18 protein-coding genes and 1 pseudogene are annotated in these 16,853 nt (G+C 25.2%); 13 read left to right on the top strand and 6 right to left on the bottom strand.

Annotation, left to right across the window (positions count from 1 at the left end; genetic code table 11):
• The 4 genes from ACTG44_RS07995 (at position 1) to ACTG44_RS07980 (ending at position 2,756) form a co-directional block, all read left to right on the top strand.
• Positions 1-201, top strand: a complete 201-nt coding sequence (locus ACTG44_RS07995; RefSeq protein WP_479921558.1) for a hypothetical protein — start codon at positions 1-3, stop codon at positions 199-201.
• Between the two features lie 454 nt (positions 202-655).
• The gene (locus tag ACTG44_RS07990) at positions 656-1,978 is read left to right on the top strand and encodes a GHKL domain-containing protein (RefSeq protein ID WP_479921557.1); all 1,323 of its coding nucleotides are present in this window, start codon (positions 656-658) and stop codon (positions 1,976-1,978) included.
• 42 nt (positions 1,979-2,020) lie between these two features.
• Positions 2,021-2,620: an accessory gene regulator ArgB-like protein gene (locus tag ACTG44_RS07985; RefSeq protein ID WP_479921556.1), complete on the top strand. Its 600-nt coding sequence runs from the start codon at positions 2,021-2,023 to the stop codon at positions 2,618-2,620.
• A 1-nt stretch (position 2,621) separates the two neighbouring features.
• Positions 2,622-2,756: a cyclic lactone autoinducer peptide gene (locus ACTG44_RS07980; RefSeq protein WP_479921555.1), complete on the top strand. Its 135-nt coding sequence runs from the start codon at positions 2,622-2,624 to the stop codon at positions 2,754-2,756.
• A 151-nt stretch (positions 2,757-2,907) separates the two neighbouring features.
• On the opposite strand, the gene ACTG44_RS07975 is transcribed toward ACTG44_RS07980, so the two are convergent.
• The 3 genes from ACTG44_RS07975 to ACTG44_RS07965 form a co-directional block, all read right to left on the bottom strand.
• The gene (locus ACTG44_RS07975) at positions 2,908-3,345 is read right to left on the bottom strand and encodes a hypothetical protein (RefSeq protein ID WP_479921554.1); all 438 of its coding nucleotides are present in this window, start codon (positions 3,343-3,345) and stop codon (positions 2,908-2,910) included.
• A 413-nt stretch (positions 3,346-3,758) separates the two neighbouring features.
• Positions 3,759-4,586, bottom strand: a complete 828-nt coding sequence (locus tag ACTG44_RS07970) for an SHOCT domain-containing protein (protein WP_479921553.1) — start codon at positions 4,584-4,586, stop codon at positions 3,759-3,761.
• A 277-nt stretch (positions 4,587-4,863) separates the two neighbouring features.
• Complete coding sequence (locus ACTG44_RS07965) at positions 4,864-5,025, bottom strand: type I toxin-antitoxin system toxin (RefSeq protein ID WP_479921552.1); 162 nt, start codon at positions 5,023-5,025, stop codon at positions 4,864-4,866.
• Positions 5,026-5,642: 617 nt separating this feature from the next.
• On the opposite strand from ACTG44_RS07965, the gene ACTG44_RS07960 reads away from it, so the two are divergent.
• Together ACTG44_RS07960 and ACTG44_RS07955 are read left to right on the top strand one after the other, a co-directional pair.
• A complete protein-coding gene (locus ACTG44_RS07960; RefSeq protein WP_479921551.1) occupies positions 5,643-6,200 on the top strand; it encodes a tyrosine-type recombinase/integrase in 558 nt (185 codons plus the stop codon).
• A 30-nt stretch (positions 6,201-6,230) separates the two neighbouring features.
• On the top strand, positions 6,231-6,713 hold the full coding sequence (locus ACTG44_RS07955; RefSeq protein ID WP_479921550.1) for a site-specific integrase: 483 nt from the start codon (positions 6,231-6,233) through the stop codon (positions 6,711-6,713).
• Positions 6,714-6,870: 157 nt separating this feature from the next.
• On the opposite strand, the pseudogene ACTG44_RS07950 reads toward ACTG44_RS07955, so the two are convergent.
• A pseudogene (locus ACTG44_RS07950) lies at positions 6,871-7,014 on the bottom strand (MerR family DNA-binding transcriptional regulator); the annotation flags it as partial.
• A gap of 395 nt (positions 7,015-7,409) precedes the next feature.
• Positions 7,410-9,512, bottom strand: a complete 2,103-nt coding sequence (locus tag ACTG44_RS07945; RefSeq protein WP_021384289.1) for a bifunctional diguanylate cyclase/phosphodiesterase — start codon at positions 9,510-9,512, stop codon at positions 7,410-7,412.
• Between the two features lie 733 nt (positions 9,513-10,245).
• Between ACTG44_RS07945 and ACTG44_RS07940 the strand changes: the two genes are divergently transcribed.
• The 4 genes from ACTG44_RS07940 to ACTG44_RS07925 all read left to right on the top strand — a co-directional run bounded on the left by ACTG44_RS07940 (position 10,246) and on the right by ACTG44_RS07925 (position 13,406).
• Positions 10,246-11,199: a Rossmann-like and DUF2520 domain-containing protein gene (locus tag ACTG44_RS07940; RefSeq protein ID WP_479920288.1), complete on the top strand. Its 954-nt coding sequence runs from the start codon at positions 10,246-10,248 to the stop codon at positions 11,197-11,199.
• Complete coding sequence (gene panB, locus ACTG44_RS07935; RefSeq protein WP_021384279.1) at positions 11,174-12,001, top strand: 3-methyl-2-oxobutanoate hydroxymethyltransferase; 828 nt, start codon at positions 11,174-11,176, stop codon at positions 11,999-12,001. Before ACTG44_RS07940 ends, panB begins: the two co-directional genes overlap by 26 nt.
• Before the next feature lie 18 nt (positions 12,002-12,019).
• On the top strand, positions 12,020-12,868 hold the full coding sequence (gene panC, locus ACTG44_RS07930) for a pantoate--beta-alanine ligase (RefSeq protein WP_479921549.1): 849 nt from the start codon (positions 12,020-12,022) through the stop codon (positions 12,866-12,868).
• Between the two features lie 355 nt (positions 12,869-13,223).
• Complete coding sequence (locus tag ACTG44_RS07925) at positions 13,224-13,406, top strand: hypothetical protein (RefSeq protein ID WP_021384275.1); 183 nt, start codon at positions 13,224-13,226, stop codon at positions 13,404-13,406.
• A 408-nt stretch (positions 13,407-13,814) separates the two neighbouring features.
• Here the strand turns inward: ACTG44_RS07925 and ACTG44_RS07920 are convergent, their stop codons facing one another.
• Entirely contained in the window at positions 13,815-14,072 is a 258-nt protein-coding gene (locus ACTG44_RS07920; protein ID WP_021384262.1) for a phage holin family protein, read from the bottom strand.
• A gap of 282 nt (positions 14,073-14,354) precedes the next feature.
• Here ACTG44_RS07920 and ACTG44_RS07915 point away from each other — a divergent pair, with 282 nt between their 5' ends.
• The 3 genes from ACTG44_RS07915 to ACTG44_RS07905 all read left to right on the top strand — a co-directional run bounded on the left by ACTG44_RS07915 (position 14,355) and on the right by ACTG44_RS07905 (position 16,716).
• The gene (locus ACTG44_RS07915; protein ID WP_479921696.1) at positions 14,355-14,654 is read left to right on the top strand and encodes a YdcF family protein; all 300 of its coding nucleotides are present in this window, start codon (positions 14,355-14,357) and stop codon (positions 14,652-14,654) included.
• 175 nt (positions 14,655-14,829) lie between these two features.
• Positions 14,830-15,744 (top strand): spore coat protein CotB, encoded by a 915-nt coding sequence (cotB, locus tag ACTG44_RS07910; RefSeq protein ID WP_021384282.1) that lies wholly within the window; start codon positions 14,830-14,832, stop codon positions 15,742-15,744.
• Between the two features lie 324 nt (positions 15,745-16,068).
• Complete coding sequence (locus tag ACTG44_RS07905; protein WP_479921548.1) at positions 16,069-16,716, top strand: lactate utilization protein; 648 nt, start codon at positions 16,069-16,071, stop codon at positions 16,714-16,716.
• The last annotated feature ends 137 nt before the right edge of the window (positions 16,717-16,853 follow it).

Below are 16,853 nucleotides of genomic sequence, written 5' to 3'. Positions count from 1 at the left end.
ATGTGTTTTAAGACTTATATACTAAAAAGAGTTCTAAGTAACAAACAACTAGAGATAACTCGAAGTTTTGACTTAGACAATCTAATTTGTACTTCAACAGAAATTTTGAAAGATATTGAAATTGATTTGATAATTACAGATGAAAAAAATACTGTTGTTTGGAGAAATGAAAAAAGCACTCCCCTTCAAGAGAATGCTTAGTTACAGATATAGAAGTGTATTGGTAGTACACTTCTATTTTTTTATCATATCATATAATTTACTCTATGAAAAAGACCTATTTAAATCGTTTTTAAGATATGTTGAGTAAGGTTCTTGATAGTTTATACATTAATGTATTTCAAAAAAATAAGCACTCTTTTTATAGGAGTACTTTGGTGTATGTTAATGTATATATCTAATACAATTATAACATGTCTTATGCTTTAGTATGATAATTTTCGTTCGTTTTATTGTTACAACTTTTACTATAGTTTTACTTATTCATATTAATAATAATGTATATAGATAAAATTATTTATATATATATGTTATATTTAGTAACTTTATCCCATGGTAACCTATTTTATGATATAATTACTATAAAATTTCAAATTATTTTCGTATTATTAAATGAAATTTATACAAAATTACTTAAGTTATGGAGAGTTTTATTATGTTAGATTTTTTTATAACAACTGTTTCTTCTATTATAGAAATTTGGGCATGCAAAAAAGTATTTGATTATACAAGTAAAATAAAAACTAGTTTAATAAATTTATATTTTTTAATTTCCACTTCTATTATTATTTCTACTTTCTATATTAATGTTGGTGCTGATAATAGAATATTAATATGCATTTTTGTAATGTTTATTTTTTATAAATTGACTTATGAGGTTAATCTTTACAAATGTTTGATAGTTTCATTTTCTTATTGGGCAATATTAGTATGCATAAATGCATTAAGTATGATAGCAATAGTTTCAATAAATAATTTGAGTTCTATGAATATTTTATTAAATGATAATTTTTATAGATATGAAACTATAGTGCTAGGAAATGTAGTTCTAATTATTTTATTGTACATTTATAAATCTATATCTAGCAATCTACAAGTCACTAAAAAAGAAATTTATATGTGTATACCAATAGTCGCAAATATGATATCATTTTTTATATTTTATAAATATATCTTAAAACTACTAGATATTTCTTCTGCTACTAGATTAGATATTTTAATCATGGTACTATTATTAACTTTTTCTAATATAACATTAATTTATAGCATAGTTAAAATATTAAAAAGTAATAAAAAATATATTGAATTAACTAAACTACAAGAAAAAATAAATTCTGAAAATAAATATTATAGTAATATAAAAAAATATTATCTTAAGACAAAAGAATTAAACCATGATATGAAGAATCATCTTATTTGCATTAATGAAATGAATAAAAAAAATATTGACACTAGTAATTACATAAAGGATATAGAAAAAAAGCTTGATGAATATAGCAATATATTTGATACAGGAAATATTACTTTAAACATCATATTATCAGAAAAAAAAGAACTTTGTATAGAAAAAGGAATTGATTTCACAATTAATATAAACTTTAACAATTGTAATTTTATTAAAGAAGAAGATATATGTTCTATCTTTGCAAATGCATTAGATAATGCAATTGAAGCTTGTGAAAAAATCAAAAACACTGATAAAAAAATAAAATTACAAGGAATGATAGTAAATAAATTCTTTGCAATAAAAATTACTAATACAAAATCAAATAATATTTTATTAAAAAACAATAATTTTTTAACTACAAAAGAAGATAAAGAATTTCATGGATTAGGAATAAAAAGTATAAAAAATTCTTTAGAAAAATATGATGGTGCAGTTTCTATAGATTTCACAGAAGATTTATTTTGTTTAAATATGATGATACCAATTAGAAAATCACAAAAAGATTCAAATATTGTATATGAGAATATTTAATACCTATAATTTATTAAGAAAATTATTTAAGGAGAAAGTTAAATGATAAAATCTTGTTCTGATAAAATAGCTTTTTTATTTGTTTTAAATCAAGTAATAGAAAAAGATGATTTAGAAATCTGCTCCTATGGGTTAGAAATTTTACTATCTTCTATACTAAATACTCTAATTTCGTTAATAATAGGTTTAATATTAGGTAAATTTATTTATTCTATAGTATTCTTAATATCTTTTTGTACAATAAGGCAATTTTCAGGAGGATATCATGCAACTAACAACAAAAACTGTATCCTAATTTTCAATAGCATTTTTTTTATTTCTATGGTTTTGGGAATAATTTTAAATAATTCTATTCCTATCCCATTATTTTTAGCGATATTGTCTAGTTTCAACTTTCTGAGCATTTTTATTTTTGCTCCAGTATGTCATGTGAACAATCCACTAAATGAAACAAAATATAAAAAAAATAAGCTAATTTCAAGAGTTATATCTAGCATCTTATTCTTGATTGTTTTTCTAGGTTGCAAATACTTAGCTTTATACAATTATGTTGTATATACTTTTTTAGCTTTATCTTGGATAAATTTATTACTAATTATTCAGATTATTATAAATAAAAAAAATAGCATAGGGAGGTGTTAACATGAAAAAAATTCTATATCACTTCATGAAAGCCTGTAGTGTATTAGCTATGTTTGTAGCATTTTTATCTGCAAACACAACTTCACTATGGCATGTATATCAGCCAAAAATACCAGAAAAACTAAAAAGATTCTAAAAAATACCAAAATAAGGTAACAACTAATTTTAGTTGTTACCTTCCTAATAATCAATGCTTAAATTTTGATACACTAAAATTTTTAACTTGAGACTTGAATAACTGTTCAATCTCACCAACTATACTCTGTATCTTATTTTCATATCTTGAATCATAATATATCAGTAGTTGAATTATAAGAGGATATATTTAATTTTGGTTTAGTGTTGCCCTTTGTAAATGTAACAGTTTTATCTAACATTTTACCACCAGCAACAGTACCAAGCTCAATAGTTATATTATTTACAGAGTTAAATACCAAATTAGATAAATGTTCATCGGTTAAATCTATAGCATAATCAGAAATTACTGTATTATCTTTTTCGCTTATTACAACATCATTTAATTTTACAGTTATTTTAAAACTAACATCGGGATTGACATCATAAATTTTATACTTTATACTACAAGCATCACCAATAGTACCTAAATCACTATCTATAGTTATAAAAGAATTTGGTACAAATTTAACTGTAGTATGTTGATTCATAACATAATCTGTTTCATATAGAGTACCATTGTTTCCTACCCAATATAATTTACATACCACATAGTTAATATAAAACATGTTCTGCTAATGTTCAACATCTTAACACTTCTCGATTTACACACCACATAGTTAATATAAAACTAAGACTTATTATCGCAAAGTTTTGTAGCGAAAGAGAGATTTACATACCACATAGTTAATATAAAACCCAAAATAAACTTAGCACTTCCAATACTTACACACATACAACTCTCTCAAATTTGCAGTGAACCATGAGTAGTGCAGTTGATAACACTTGTCACACAGCTTCAATGCCTTACATTGCAACTGTTAAAGCCTACTTTATCACGAATATCGCTCACTGCAAAATTTCTATATTTTTATTATATCATAAAATTCAAACTATAAAATTAAAATGGAATAATTTATCAATTCAAGGGTACCTACATATTTGTAAGTGCTTACTATATTATCTATTCTAATAATTCTTTTTTCTTTTTATTATATTCTTCCTGTGTAATTGCTCCTGAATCTAACAACTCTTTTAATTTCTTTATTCTATCTAGTGGGTCTACATAACTCTGATAATTTTTCTTTTCAGCTTCATCTATACCCTTTTGAATCTCTTCATCAGTCATAATATCATGTTCACCAACATATAAATCTAGTATAGATTCTTCCCCAGTTTGCACTCTTCTATAATACCTAATGGAAATACTATTAAGTTTACCACCTTCATCTTTTGTATAAAACTGAAAATTTGGACTAAATATATCAAAATCTTTTAATTCTTCTGTTATATATTTTACAAATAACCGACACTCTCTAGTATCTTCAAATTTTTCGTTTTGTACAGTTAAATCAAATGTAATCATCCAAGACTCTTCTACCTCAATTTTATAGTGACTTCCCTTATATTCTTTTGGGACTAATTCTTCTAATTTTGCTTCTAGCTCATCTTTTGAAATTTTTTTCCCATACTTTTTCTCTCTTTTTTCTTTGTCTACTTCTTCTTGTTTTCTTATTCTTTCCATTTCTTTTTCTGATTCTTCTCTCTTTTGTTGTTCTTCTCTAATAGCCATCTTTTCTTCTGTATATGGACTTATATCATCCCAAACTGACCATAGATATATTGTGAAAATAAGAAAAATACAAGATAAAATTCCCATAACTTTTTGTTTCTCTCCAATGAAATAAAGAAGTACAAGTAAAGCCAGTAGCATTAAACTCACTGGCATAAAATATATAAATATACTTATACCTAATAGCATTAATATTATTGTTACTATTATCGCTGACATAATAAAATCCCCCACAAATTACTCATCTCACACAATATTATAGCATAATTTGGTAAAACAAAAGCACCTACAATAAAGTAAGTGCTTTCTTATTTATAATTTTTACAATTAAATTTATTCATTAATTTGAATTCATTATTATTGTGTATAAAAAATTTCATCTTTTTATTGACTATAAAAAATATTATAGGCAATATTTTTCTAATTTGTGGTATAATAAAAGCAAGAAGAACTACAATCTATTTTGCGGTAGAGTGAAGTTCATAATTAAATGAAGCTATTTGAACTTACGGAATTTGACTTTAAAATCAAATTCCCAGCCACTTTTACTCTTGCCACGAGTTGAGTGGCTTTTTACTTGCGTAAATACTTTACAAATTAAGCAAAATGTTAAACTAGCAATAACGCCAGCTATTATATTAAGTAAAAAGTTATTCATACTTCCCACCTCCTTTCATTAGGAAGTAGGTTCTATCCCAGTATGAACTCCACTCTATAAATTGTAGATTACATATTTTCTTCTTGCTAAAAATATTATAACATATATATTTACATATTTTTCCTATATATTACTTTTTATAATATTATTTCCTCCTTTCAATTAAAAAAACACCTACTATTTAAGTAAGTGTTCTCTGGTATTTTTAATTTTAAATCCACATAGTTAATATAAAATAAAATCTACCAATCCATAAGCTTCTGCCTTTGCCTTATTTACATACCACATAGTTAATATAAAACCCCAAAATAAATTGAGCATTTTTAATACTTTAAGTAACATAATTCTTTTAAAGTTACAGTGACCGACCAGTGGTGTTTTTTGACACCTCACAAAAAACCTCTATAATACAGTAGTTTCAACGATCACAAACAAATCATCAAAAAAAACACACTGCAAAACTTTTATATTTTTATTATATCATAAATAGATTATTTTTAAATATTTGTACCAATTTATAATTTAATAAAAATAAACATTTTTTTAATAAACTCTGAAAATTTTTTTCACTTGTTATAAAATATAATTAAGTAATTAATTCAAAGGATGGTGCTCTTATGGATATTAAATCAGCCTTCATAAAAAAAAGAGGAGAAAAGTTTCATGTATATGTGGAGTATGTTGAAGAAGAAAATGGGAAAAAGAAACAAAAAAGTTATGGAAGTTATGAAAATAAAAAGGATGCTGAAAAACATTTAATTGAAATAAAATCAACTATAAACAATAATAAATTTATTGCTCCAAGGGATGTTACATTTGTAAATACATGTTATAAATACATTATGACAAATGCTAACAATTGGTCTCCTTATACAATTGTGAATAGGAAATCTTGGATTAAAAACTATATAGAACCTTTTTTCAAAGATACAAGATTAATAGACATAACACCTTATTTAATGCAGTCTTTCGTAAATAAACTATTCACTAAATTTACATCTGGAAGTGCTAAAGTTAGATATGGCTTTGTAAGTTCTGTATTAAAAGAATCTTACAGGTTAAGAGAAATAACAGAGAATCCTTGTAACTTTATAAAGCTTCCTAATAAAGAAAGTTCTTTTAAAGTTAATATTTATGATAAAGAAGAATCACTACTTCTAATAGATAAGCTATAATATAATGTCATAGAAATACCTATTCTCTTAATGTTGTTGTTAGGATTAAGAGTTGAGGAAGTCTGTGGACTTAGATGGGCTGATATTAATTTAGAAATTGATTCAATAAGTATTAATCAGATACTTATATATGCAAACAATAAAATAGCATTTAAAGAACCAAAAACACCAAAATCAAAAAGAACTTTATCAGTTCCAAAAGAATTAGTTGAAAAATTAAAAATAGAAAAATTAAAACAAAACAAAATGAAATTGCAAGGCACAATTATAAATGAAAATAACTTAGTGTGTTTAAATACAAATTTTAAACCTTGGATACCAACTGTATTGTCAAAAAACTTTCATAAATTTATTAAAAAAAATAATTTAAAACAAGTAAAAATACATGATTTAAGACATACAAGTGCTACCTTATTGCTTTTAGGAGGAACTAATATGAAAGTAGTTTCTGAAAGGTTAGGTCATACAGATATAAAAATAACTATGAATAGATACTCTCATGTTTTAGAATAAATGGACAAAGAGGCTTCTGACAATTTAAGCAAAATGTTATTTAAATAAAAAAACTGACTGTCAGTTAAATGTCAGTCACCTTATGCTCTTTTAGTCCAAACACCTGTAAAAATGCACATTTTGATGTTTATTAATACTTATTAATATATAAATATTATTTATAGACTGAGTAATATCTATAATTATTTTTATCTTTACATTCTGGAGAAAAAATCCCTATTTTATCATAAAAAATTAATGTCTATTTAGATATTCCACACAACTTTGCAAATTCACCTGTGGTAAAATACTGTTTTTCCAAGGGCTACACACTCCTTATCTTTTTGTTTTCTATATAGTTACTATATTCTTTATTATTAGCTAAATCAAGTAATTCTTATTTAAGGAAGTTAGTATACAATATAATGAAAAAATATTATTACTTTTCTAAAGAAAAATGCCCGGTCTTTAGCTTAAAGATTTAAACACGACAAGAAATAAACTTTGAAATAAATTAAGTGTATGTATACCACCTTTTTTTACAATTACTCCTGATAATTATAAAAAAAGGTAGTAACTATTTATAGATTCTACCTTTATGTACTCAACATCGTATTTCATTTTGATTATATTAACAGTTTCAATTATTGTAATTACATGCATAAAATTCCTTTAATGATAAGATAAATAACCATAAATTTACAAATTCAATTAATATCAATTATCTATTTTTAAGGTATCAAAAATTTCCCTTGCTGTTTGTGGCTTTCCAAAAAAATATCCTTGTATATAATCTGGTTTCATTTGTTTAACTAAATTATACTCCTCCTTTGTTTCTACTCCCTCTAAGCAGACTTCTATGCCCACATCGTGACAAATTGCAACAATAAAATGTATAAATGTAGCATCAAACTTACTTTTTAATATATCTTTGACAAATACTCTATCAATTTTTACTATATCTATTGGAGAAAATTTTAAAACTTCTAATGATGAATATCCTGTACCAAAATCGTCCATAGCAATACGAATTCCTAAGTCTTGTAAAACCTTGAACTTATGTTGTAAAATACTCATATTTTGTACTGTATGACTTTCAGTTAATTCTAAAACAAGATTTTGATAAGGAAAATTTTCTTCATCTATAATTTTGATTATATCCTCAATAAATGTATCCTCTAATACTTGAACAGCTGAAATATTTACACTTACTGTAAAAAGTGGATAATAAGTAATCCACTCGCCACAAGTACGTAGTGCCATCCGAAGTACCCATGCTCCAACAATATTTATCATATCATTTTCTTCTAAAATTGGAATAAATTCTAAAGGAGAAATTGCTTTACATTCACTATTAGTCCATCTTAAAAGCACTTCTACACCTATTATCTTATGACTTTGTGTATCTACTTGTGGCTGAAATCTGAGGCTGAATCCCCGAAAATTGTCATTAATTGATGCTTTCAATTCCCACATCATTGCTAATGAATACATTTTATTTTTTAATATTTCTTCAGAGAAAAAAACAATTCTGTTCTTACCATGCTCTTTAGCATACTGCAAAGAGTAACTAGCATATTTACTAAGTTCTTTTACTGTATCTCCATGTCTTGGATATATAACACAACCAGCAGAAATTGTTATATTTAATCCATATTTTCTCCACAAGTGAAGATGTATAATTAAATTCTGTATTTGCTCATATAAAAGTTGAATTTCCTTTTCTTCAACATTATCAACGAGAATTCCCATTTCATCACTATCAAGCTTATAAAGTTCCGCATTACCTGGTAAAATAGATTGTATAGATTGTGCTAAAGTTTTTATTATATTATCTCCAAAGTCTCTATCATACATCTCATTAACATTTTTAAAATCATCAATATTCAATAATACTATACACAATTTTTCAATCATAGGATTTGAAAGTTTATCCTCAAACGCACTCATAAATTCATAGTAATTCAACAACTGTGTTAATGGGTCAATCTTATTTTGTTTCCCTAATTGTGTCATTATTCCAGCAAAAATGCTTGGTTCTCCAAATTCATCACGCATTAATTGCCCTCTACATCTTAACCAAATATATTCTCCAATACGATTTTTAGCCCGGAACTCTACTGAATGATAATCCATATGATTTTTACCTATTTCCATATTCGACTTATAAAAACGATTCCAGTCTTCTGGATGTACAATTTGCTTCCAGTAAACAAGTGGATTCTCCACAATTTCTCCTGGTAAATCAAATAGTTCAACCTGTGATGGTGAATATCGAAAGACTCCTGTTTTCATATTGCAAATATATATATACTCATCTGTACCTCTAATCAAAGCATCATAAAGTAATGTAGAATCATAATCAAACTTACTTCTTAAGATATTAAAATCTTCAAAATCATCTCTTTCTTCTTTGGTATTTGATATTTGATAAAATTCATCAAACTTAACTTGCTCATTTAAACTTGTCGAGTTTGTAATATCTATAGATTGATGCATATGAACAACTGTATCATCTTGCCATGTAATTAAACTATCATAATTCTCAAAAATTCGATTTAATTTATTACATTTTTCATACCACTTTATTAATATTCCTTTTTTATTATTCTTTAGCAGTTCTAAAACTTTATAAAAACTACAGGGGGCATTTTTTTCAGAATATAGTACCTCCCAACAAACTTTATCTTCTGGAACCGAAATATTATATTCTTTTTTCATATTTTTATTCATGAAAATTATTTTATTAGTATGAATATCCGTAATATATATATTAAACTGTAGTTGATTTAATATAACCTCAAGATTATGTTTGTTCATATACTTACCTCCTTCATTATTACTATTATTTCTAATAATATTCCTAGATTTTTTTTATTATAGAGGATTTATTTATCATTTATATATACATTAAATAGATCAATTTAATTGAAAAACTTATTTCTTTCTATTTTAAATTATAGTTGATAAAAAAAAATACATCAATATCATATTATCAATTTTAAGGAGATTATTGCTATATAATGGCTTGTAAATCTTGTCTTAAATTTTAATCCAGTATTTATCTTGATAAAATCAAACACAAAATAGACTATATATTTTTTATTATTTTAAACTTTGAGATAAAAAGATATAATATTGATAATATAAAGTAAAAAAAAATATTTTTTTACTTTATATGAAATTATTTTCATTATGTATTGTAAACTTTAAAATATTGAATTTAATAAATACCATAATTTTTTTACTTGTATTTTATTATATAGATTATGTTTTATATGAATTATCTAACTATATTTATTTTATTAATTTATGAAGATATTATTTTAAAGCTTTTTTAATTAGCTACATCTTTATCAGAATAAGACAATATAAATAAAAATACATTTAATCAATTTTTATAGAATTAATTGTCAACTTTTTATTTAAATGGTAAAATATCCATGGATGGTATCTTGTTATAAGAACTATACTTTAAATGTTTTTAATTATTTTGTCTTATATAACTCATATCTTCGTGAATGAGATTGGAAATTAAGATGTTGTATCACAAATTGGAGGTGATACTATTAAAATAGGATTTATTGGTTCCGGAAAAGTTGGTACATCTTTAGCAAATTATTTTTTGTCAAAGGATTATTGTGTAACAGGTTTTTATGGAAGAAATCAATTATCTTTATTAGAATCAACAGATTTAACAAAAACAAAGATTTATAGTAAATTGAAAGACATTATTTATGAAAATGATATATTATTTATTACAACATCAGATGATTCTATTGAAATTATAGACAAAAAACTTTCCAAATTTAATTTAAAACATAAATACATTTGTCACACCAGTGGCTCTTTAAAATCTAGTATATTGTTCTATTCAAAAAAAGCAGGTGCATTAATTTATTCTATCCATCCTATATTTGCATTTTCCAATAAAAACACTGATATAAAAAAAATGAAAGAAATTTGTTTTTCCATAGAAGGCGATAGTGAAAAAGATGATTCATTTATTCAAAATTTTATAGATAGTTTAGGAAATCAATTTTTCGTAAGAGATAAGAATACTTCATCCACTTATCATTTAGCTAATGTTTTAGTTTCAAATTTAGTGCTATCTTTACTAGATGTAGGAGTAAGTTATTTTATCAAGTTAGGTTTATCCGAAGAAGAAGCTTTGAAAGCTATAAATCCTTTAGTCAAAATAAATATAGAAAATATACTTAATAATGGATTTACTAAAGCTCTTACTGGGCCTATTGCTCGTGGGGATATAACACCAATAAAAAAACATTTATCAGCATTAGATAAAAAAGATGAAGATATTTACAAAATACTTTCCTTAAATCTACTAAAAATAATAGCCTTAGCAAATGAAGATTCATCAAAATGTACAAAAAATCTTTCTATAGAAAATGCAGTTGAAAATTTAATAAGTAAATCTGAGAAATACAAAGAGATTTACAAAATTTTAGGAGGAAAAAACGATGAAAAATACTGTAATGACTTTTAAAAATGCTAAAAGTGAAGGAAAAAAGCTATCTATGCTTACTGCTTATGATTACTCAATAGCAAAAATAATGGATGAGTGTAATATAAATGGTATTTTAATAGGAGATTCATTGGGAATGGTCATAAAAGGAGAAGAAAACACTCTATCTGTTACTATAGATGAAATTATATATCATACAAAAGCTATAAAAAAAGGTGCAAAAAATGCCTTAATAGTAAGTGATATGCCATTTCTATCTTACCATGTTTCTATAGAAGATGCTGTTAAAAATGCTGGTAGACTTGTAAAAGAAGGTGGCGCACATGCTGTAAAATTAGAAGGTGGCTCAAGTATTATAGAACAAATAAAATGCATTGTAAATGCTCAAATACCAGTAATGGGTCATTTAGGTCTAACACCTCAATCTGTAAATTCATTTGGCGGATTTAAGGTTCAAGGAAATACTAGTGAAACTGCAAAACAACTAATTGAAGATGCTAAATTAATAGAAAAAGCAGGTGCATTCTCTATTGTTCTTGAAGGAGTTCCTGCTAAAATAGCTGAGATGGTGACTAATTCTATTTCAATTCCTACAATAGGAATAGGTGCAGGAATTAATTGTGATGGTCAAATTTTAGTTTATCAGGATATGTTGGGAATGTTTGGAGATTTCGTACCTAAATTTGTAAAGCAATATGCAAATATAGGAGATATAATGAAAGATTCAATTAAAAATTACATACTAGAAGTTGAAACAGGTGCATTTCCACAAGAAAAACATAGCTTTTCAATAAATGAATCTGAATTAAAAAAATTATACTAAGATTAAGGATGGTACAAAATGCTTGTAAAAGAAATTAAATCATTAAAAAATATAATTAAAGATTGGAAAAAATCTGGCTATTCTATAGGGCTCGTTCCTACCATGGGATTTTTGCATGAAGGACATCAAAGTCTTATCAAAAAAGCTGTAAAAGAAAATGATAAAGTAGTTGTGAGTGTATTTGTAAATCCAACTCAATTTGGACCCAATGAAGATTTTAATAACTATCCAAGAGATATAGAAAAAGATTTTAAATACTGTATGGATAATGGTGCATCAATAGTATTTAATCCATCATCAGAAGAAATGTATTTAAAAGGAAATTGTACTACTATAAATGTGTCTGGACTTACAGAATTCCTTTGTGGTTCTAAAAGACCTGTTCATTTTGGAGGTGTATGTTTAATTGTTTCAAAATTTTTAAATATAGTAACCCCTGATAAAGCTTATTTTGGAGAAAAAGATGCTCAACAATTAGCAGTAATCAAAAGGATGGTCAAAGATTTGAATATAGACACAGAGATAATAGGCTGTCCTATAGTTCGTGAAAATGATGGTTTAGCAAAAAGCTCAAGAAATACATATCTTTCAAAAGAAGAAAGAAAATCAGCTTTAGTTTTAAATGAAAGTTTGAACTTAGCAAAAGAAGAATTAACAAAAGGAAATCTAGATGTAAAAAAAATAAAAGAATTAATAATCTCTAAAATAACTTCTAAAGATTTAGTAAAAATAGATTATGTTGAAATTGTAGATAGCGAGACATTACAACCTGTTAAACAAATAGAAAGTTCTATACTCGTAGCAATTGCCGTTTTTATAGGTAAAACTAGATTAATTGATAACTTTACATTTCAGTTAAATATATAAATTATAATTTTATAAAATTTATACGATTATAAAAGGATTTTTTTAAAATTAGATTTACTTAAAATTATTATTAATTTCAATTATATAAGTGTGCTACTAGCACACTTATATTTTTTTATGTAATTTGACTTGTTAAATTTTCTTAACTTAACTACCTAATGATTGGGTTTAAAAAGTTAGTATTTCTTCCTTTTGTATAAAAATTTATCCAGTTTTGCAATTATAATATCCAGTTTTACATATCCACTTGTAAAATATATGTAGGCAATATATCATACTATATATATTTATAAATGAAATAATGTCTACTATTTACTGAATATTTTTATTTTTTTGTTTTTTAGGGGGATTGATTGTGTTTAAAGATAAAATCGATGAATGTGTTCATATAATGACTGCATATATTGCCAGTTTAAAAGAATACTATTCATTCATAGAAACTCAAATTGGTGATTTTATAAAAAAATATGGAGAAGAGATTGTAGAGTTATGTCTCCATAGAATAATGATTCTACTATGTGAGTGTGGTTTGGCATAACATTAAATATATTGAAGTGGGGAAGAAAAATTTTATATAAGATTCTCTTCTTACCCACTTTAATATATCAATCTTATATTTTATTTTTTACAGAATTTACTGTCTTAACTATAATAAATCATACATAATTATCATACATTTAAGTCCTATCCATAGACTTAGTCATTTCATTTATTCTATTTGGTTCTTCCTATTCAAAAAATTATGCATGTTCTATTTAATACAGTTTACAATATTTCATATTTTACACTAGCTAACTTTACCATCTCTTTTTAGATTTAAAACATTTAGACCATTTATAAAGTACGCTTTACTTATTCTTCTTACCTATTTCATATATTATTCTATACATTAAATTATTCTTATTTTAATAATACTTTTTTATTGATATATTTATTATACAATCTTTTACTTATCATTGTCTCTAAATTGTTTACATACTTGATTTAATCCAATTGATACTCCCCAACATAGAATTCCTTGTAACACAGAAGTTGGATTAAACCCTAACATCCAAACAGAAAATACTACTCCAAATGCAAGCAATATAATAGGAATGTACTTATCACTTAATTTTTTATATTTTTTAAACCCCATACCTAAGACATTAAGTGCAACTATTAAAATTAACAATTGTTGTGGTATAAAACTTATTAAACTATCCATGTATTATCCTCCTCAAAATATTTTTTCTAATAAACTTGTATGCTTATTTCAGCAAATCACTTAAGCATATTCTAAGAGAATTTAAGTTGCACTCATATAAGGCTTTTATTTTTTCTTTATTTTTTGCTTATAATACCTTCAATTCGCCAATTTGTTCTCTATATTTAATTATGCTTGCTTCATATTTATTCAAATTTTCTTATAAAAGTTCTTGTTTTGCAAAAAACATTTGTTTCATATTAAGCTAACAATTCCCTTTACAACAGTAGAAAAAATGAACATATTACAAAATCATGCTATAATTATCACAAGAAAAAAGTCAATAAATTATCAAATATAACACAAGAAAATATTGAAAACGATAAATTGATAATGAATGAAAATTCATACCATACAGCAATTATTGTAAGCGACCCATTGCATATGAAAAGGGCAATGCTAATGGCAAATGATTATGAAATAGAAGCTTATAGTTCTCCAACACCGACAACAAGATATATAAGTTTAAAGAGCAAACTACCATTTTTAGCAAGAGAAGAATTTTTTTATATAGGATATAGAATATATAGAAATTTTCAGTAAAGTATTATTCATGTGCTCAATAAAAGTATTGATAAAGTAAATTTTTTAACTATAATTAAATAAAAAATATTGATATTAATAGCAATATAATTAGTTAATTTTTCCCTAATATACATAAATTCAAATATTAAGAATAAAGTATTATAAATAAGATACTTTCTAAAGGGAGGAAATTATGATAGATAATCAAAAATATGCTATTTTATCGCTAGAATTACATTTATTTTTTGCAAGAATTATGAAGGAACATTCTCTTTTTCTAGAGGCAGGATTTACACATAAAGATTATAATCTTGCTATGGAAGCTGACCACTATAAAAAACAATTTGAAGATTTGTTATCATATACTGTTAGCGCTAGTAATGGTATAATCAGACCTGATATATTATATTCAGAAGAGATTGTAACCACTCTCACATTGAATGCAGAACAAAAAACCGAAGAACTTACAGGAATAGAAATAAATCAAAACTTAACTACAAGAGAATTGAACCTACAAAGTGGTGTAAATCCTCAAGTTGGTCAAGATTTAGTAGACTATGTAGCTCAGCTTAACTCTGATGCAATAAGATTACTTGATGGACTTATTGACTTAAAAGAAAGGGTTTTAGATGGAGTACTATCATGCACCCTTTTTACTTCAAACTATCCACTACTTATTGAACATATAATACATGAAGCAAACTTGTATCGTTCCTATGTAATTGACTTAGAAAATAAAATAGATATTGATTTGAAAAATTTTAAAGAAGTAGAATTATTCTGGGACCATATTATGATGGAACATGCTCTATTTATGAGAGGATTACTCGACCCATCTGAAAGTGAACTAATAAATACTGCAAATGAATTTGCCATAAAATTCAATGAATTAATTGAAAAAACAAATGAAATGACTGATACTGATGTAGCAAGTATTACAGAGGAAACGCTAAATGAAACTGTTGAATTTAAGGATTTTAAAGAAGCAGGTACATCAGGAATAGAAGAATGTAAGATAAAATCTATAATATTACCACTTTTGGCAGACCATGTATTAAGAGAAGCCAACCACTATGTTAGAATATTGGAAAGTTATAAAAATATGTAATTAAAATTCCTTTTAATCTCTATGTATTTAATCAAAATAAAGGTACACATAAATCGTACCTTTATTTTTTTATATTCTATAGAATTTAAATCATTTATTATAAAAGAACTAATCTTCTATAATTAATAACTTTATTTTTAATAAATAAAAAATTAAAAATATCCACAAGTACGTTTTTGTAAGCCCTTCTATCCCTCCAATGATTTATTAAAATTTTAATAGTAAATCTTATCCTAGAAAAATATTTATGTTATAACTATATTATAACTACATTAATAATTTGTAGTTATAATCTTAAAATTTAAATACGGGAGTGATTTTAGTATGATAAGACAAACACCTTTAGAAAAACGATATGACAAGTTAGGACCACATATCGTTAAAGCTCTTAAAAAACGTTACTTTGATGCTTATTACTGTAAAACTAAGAATGATGCTTTACAACAAATCTTAGATTTGATTCCTCAAAATCATGTAGTATCATGGGGAGGTTCTGAAACTCTTAAAGAAATGGGAGTACAAACTGCTGTTAGAAATAAAGGATTCAAAGTCATTGATAGAGATTTAGCAAAAACTCCAGAAGAAAGAACAGAAATTATGCGCCAGGCTCTTCTATGTGATACTTTTTTAATGAGTAGCAATGCAATTAGTGAAGATGGACAACTCTTCAATATTGATGGAAACGGAAATCGTGTAGCTGCAATGATATTTGGTCCAAAAAACGTTATAGTTGTAGCTGGTATGAATAAAATTGTTAAAAATATTGACGATGCAGTACAAAGAGCTAGAGCAATTGCTGCACCAGCTGTTGTACAACGTTTTCAGGATGTAAATACTCCATGTTATACTAATGGAAGTTGTATAGATTGCAAAAGTCCTGAAAGTGTCTGTGCATATATGGTAACTACAAGAATTAGTCGTCCAGCAAACAAGATAAAGGTAATATTAGTAGGAGAAAATCTTGGTCTATAAAATATACATACATTTAATCAAATCTATAAATAATAAAATTAAATAACTTAATCATAAAGGTGGTAAAATAAAATTCCTTAATAAAAATTTCATTCTACCACCTTTATAACCTTTTAAAACTTTTGCATTTATTTTCT

It is taken from the genome of Clostridioides sp. LIBA-2809, from assembly GCF_056688965.1.
Note: the sequence above shows the minus strand (reverse complement) of the source record. Positions and strands in the feature narration are given on the sequence as shown.

Excerpts from the sequence above, each read along its gene's own strand:
- ACTG44_RS07945 (WP_021384289.1), bottom strand. The coding sequence starts at position 9,512 with ATGAACAAACATAATCTTGAGGTTATATTAAATCAACTACAGTTTAAT.
- ACTG44_RS07970 (WP_479921553.1), bottom strand. The coding sequence starts at position 4,586 with ATGTCAGCGATAATAGTAACAATAATATTAATGCTATTAGGTATAAGT.
- cotB (WP_021384282.1), top strand. The coding sequence starts at position 14,830 with ATGATAGATAATCAAAAATATGCTATTTTATCGCTAGAATTACATTTA.
- ACTG44_RS07990 (WP_479921557.1), top strand. The coding sequence starts at position 656 with ATGTTAGATTTTTTTATAACAACTGTTTCTTCTATTATAGAAATTTGG.
- panB (WP_021384279.1), top strand. The coding sequence starts at position 11,174 with ATGAAAAATACTGTAATGACTTTTAAAAATGCTAAAAGTGAAGGAAAA.
- ACTG44_RS07965 (WP_479921552.1), bottom strand. The coding sequence starts at position 5,025 with ATGAATAACTTTTTACTTAATATAATAGCTGGCGTTATTGCTAGTTTA.
- ACTG44_RS07980 (WP_479921555.1), top strand. The coding sequence starts at position 2,622 with ATGAAAAAAATTCTATATCACTTCATGAAAGCCTGTAGTGTATTAGCT.
- panC (WP_479921549.1), top strand. The coding sequence starts at position 12,020 with ATGCTTGTAAAAGAAATTAAATCATTAAAAAATATAATTAAAGATTGG.
- ACTG44_RS07985 (WP_479921556.1), top strand. The coding sequence starts at position 2,021 with ATGATAAAATCTTGTTCTGATAAAATAGCTTTTTTATTTGTTTTAAAT.
- ACTG44_RS07920 (WP_021384262.1), bottom strand. The coding sequence starts at position 14,072 with ATGGATAGTTTAATAAGTTTTATACCACAACAATTGTTAATTTTAATA.
- ACTG44_RS07995 (WP_479921558.1), top strand. The coding sequence starts at position 1 with ATGTGTTTTAAGACTTATATACTAAAAAGAGTTCTAAGTAACAAACAA.
- ACTG44_RS07955 (WP_479921550.1), top strand. The coding sequence starts at position 6,231 with ATGTTGTTGTTAGGATTAAGAGTTGAGGAAGTCTGTGGACTTAGATGG.
- ACTG44_RS07905 (WP_479921548.1), top strand. The coding sequence starts at position 16,069 with ATGATAAGACAAACACCTTTAGAAAAACGATATGACAAGTTAGGACCA.
- ACTG44_RS07960 (WP_479921551.1), top strand. The coding sequence starts at position 5,643 with ATGGATATTAAATCAGCCTTCATAAAAAAAAGAGGAGAAAAGTTTCAT.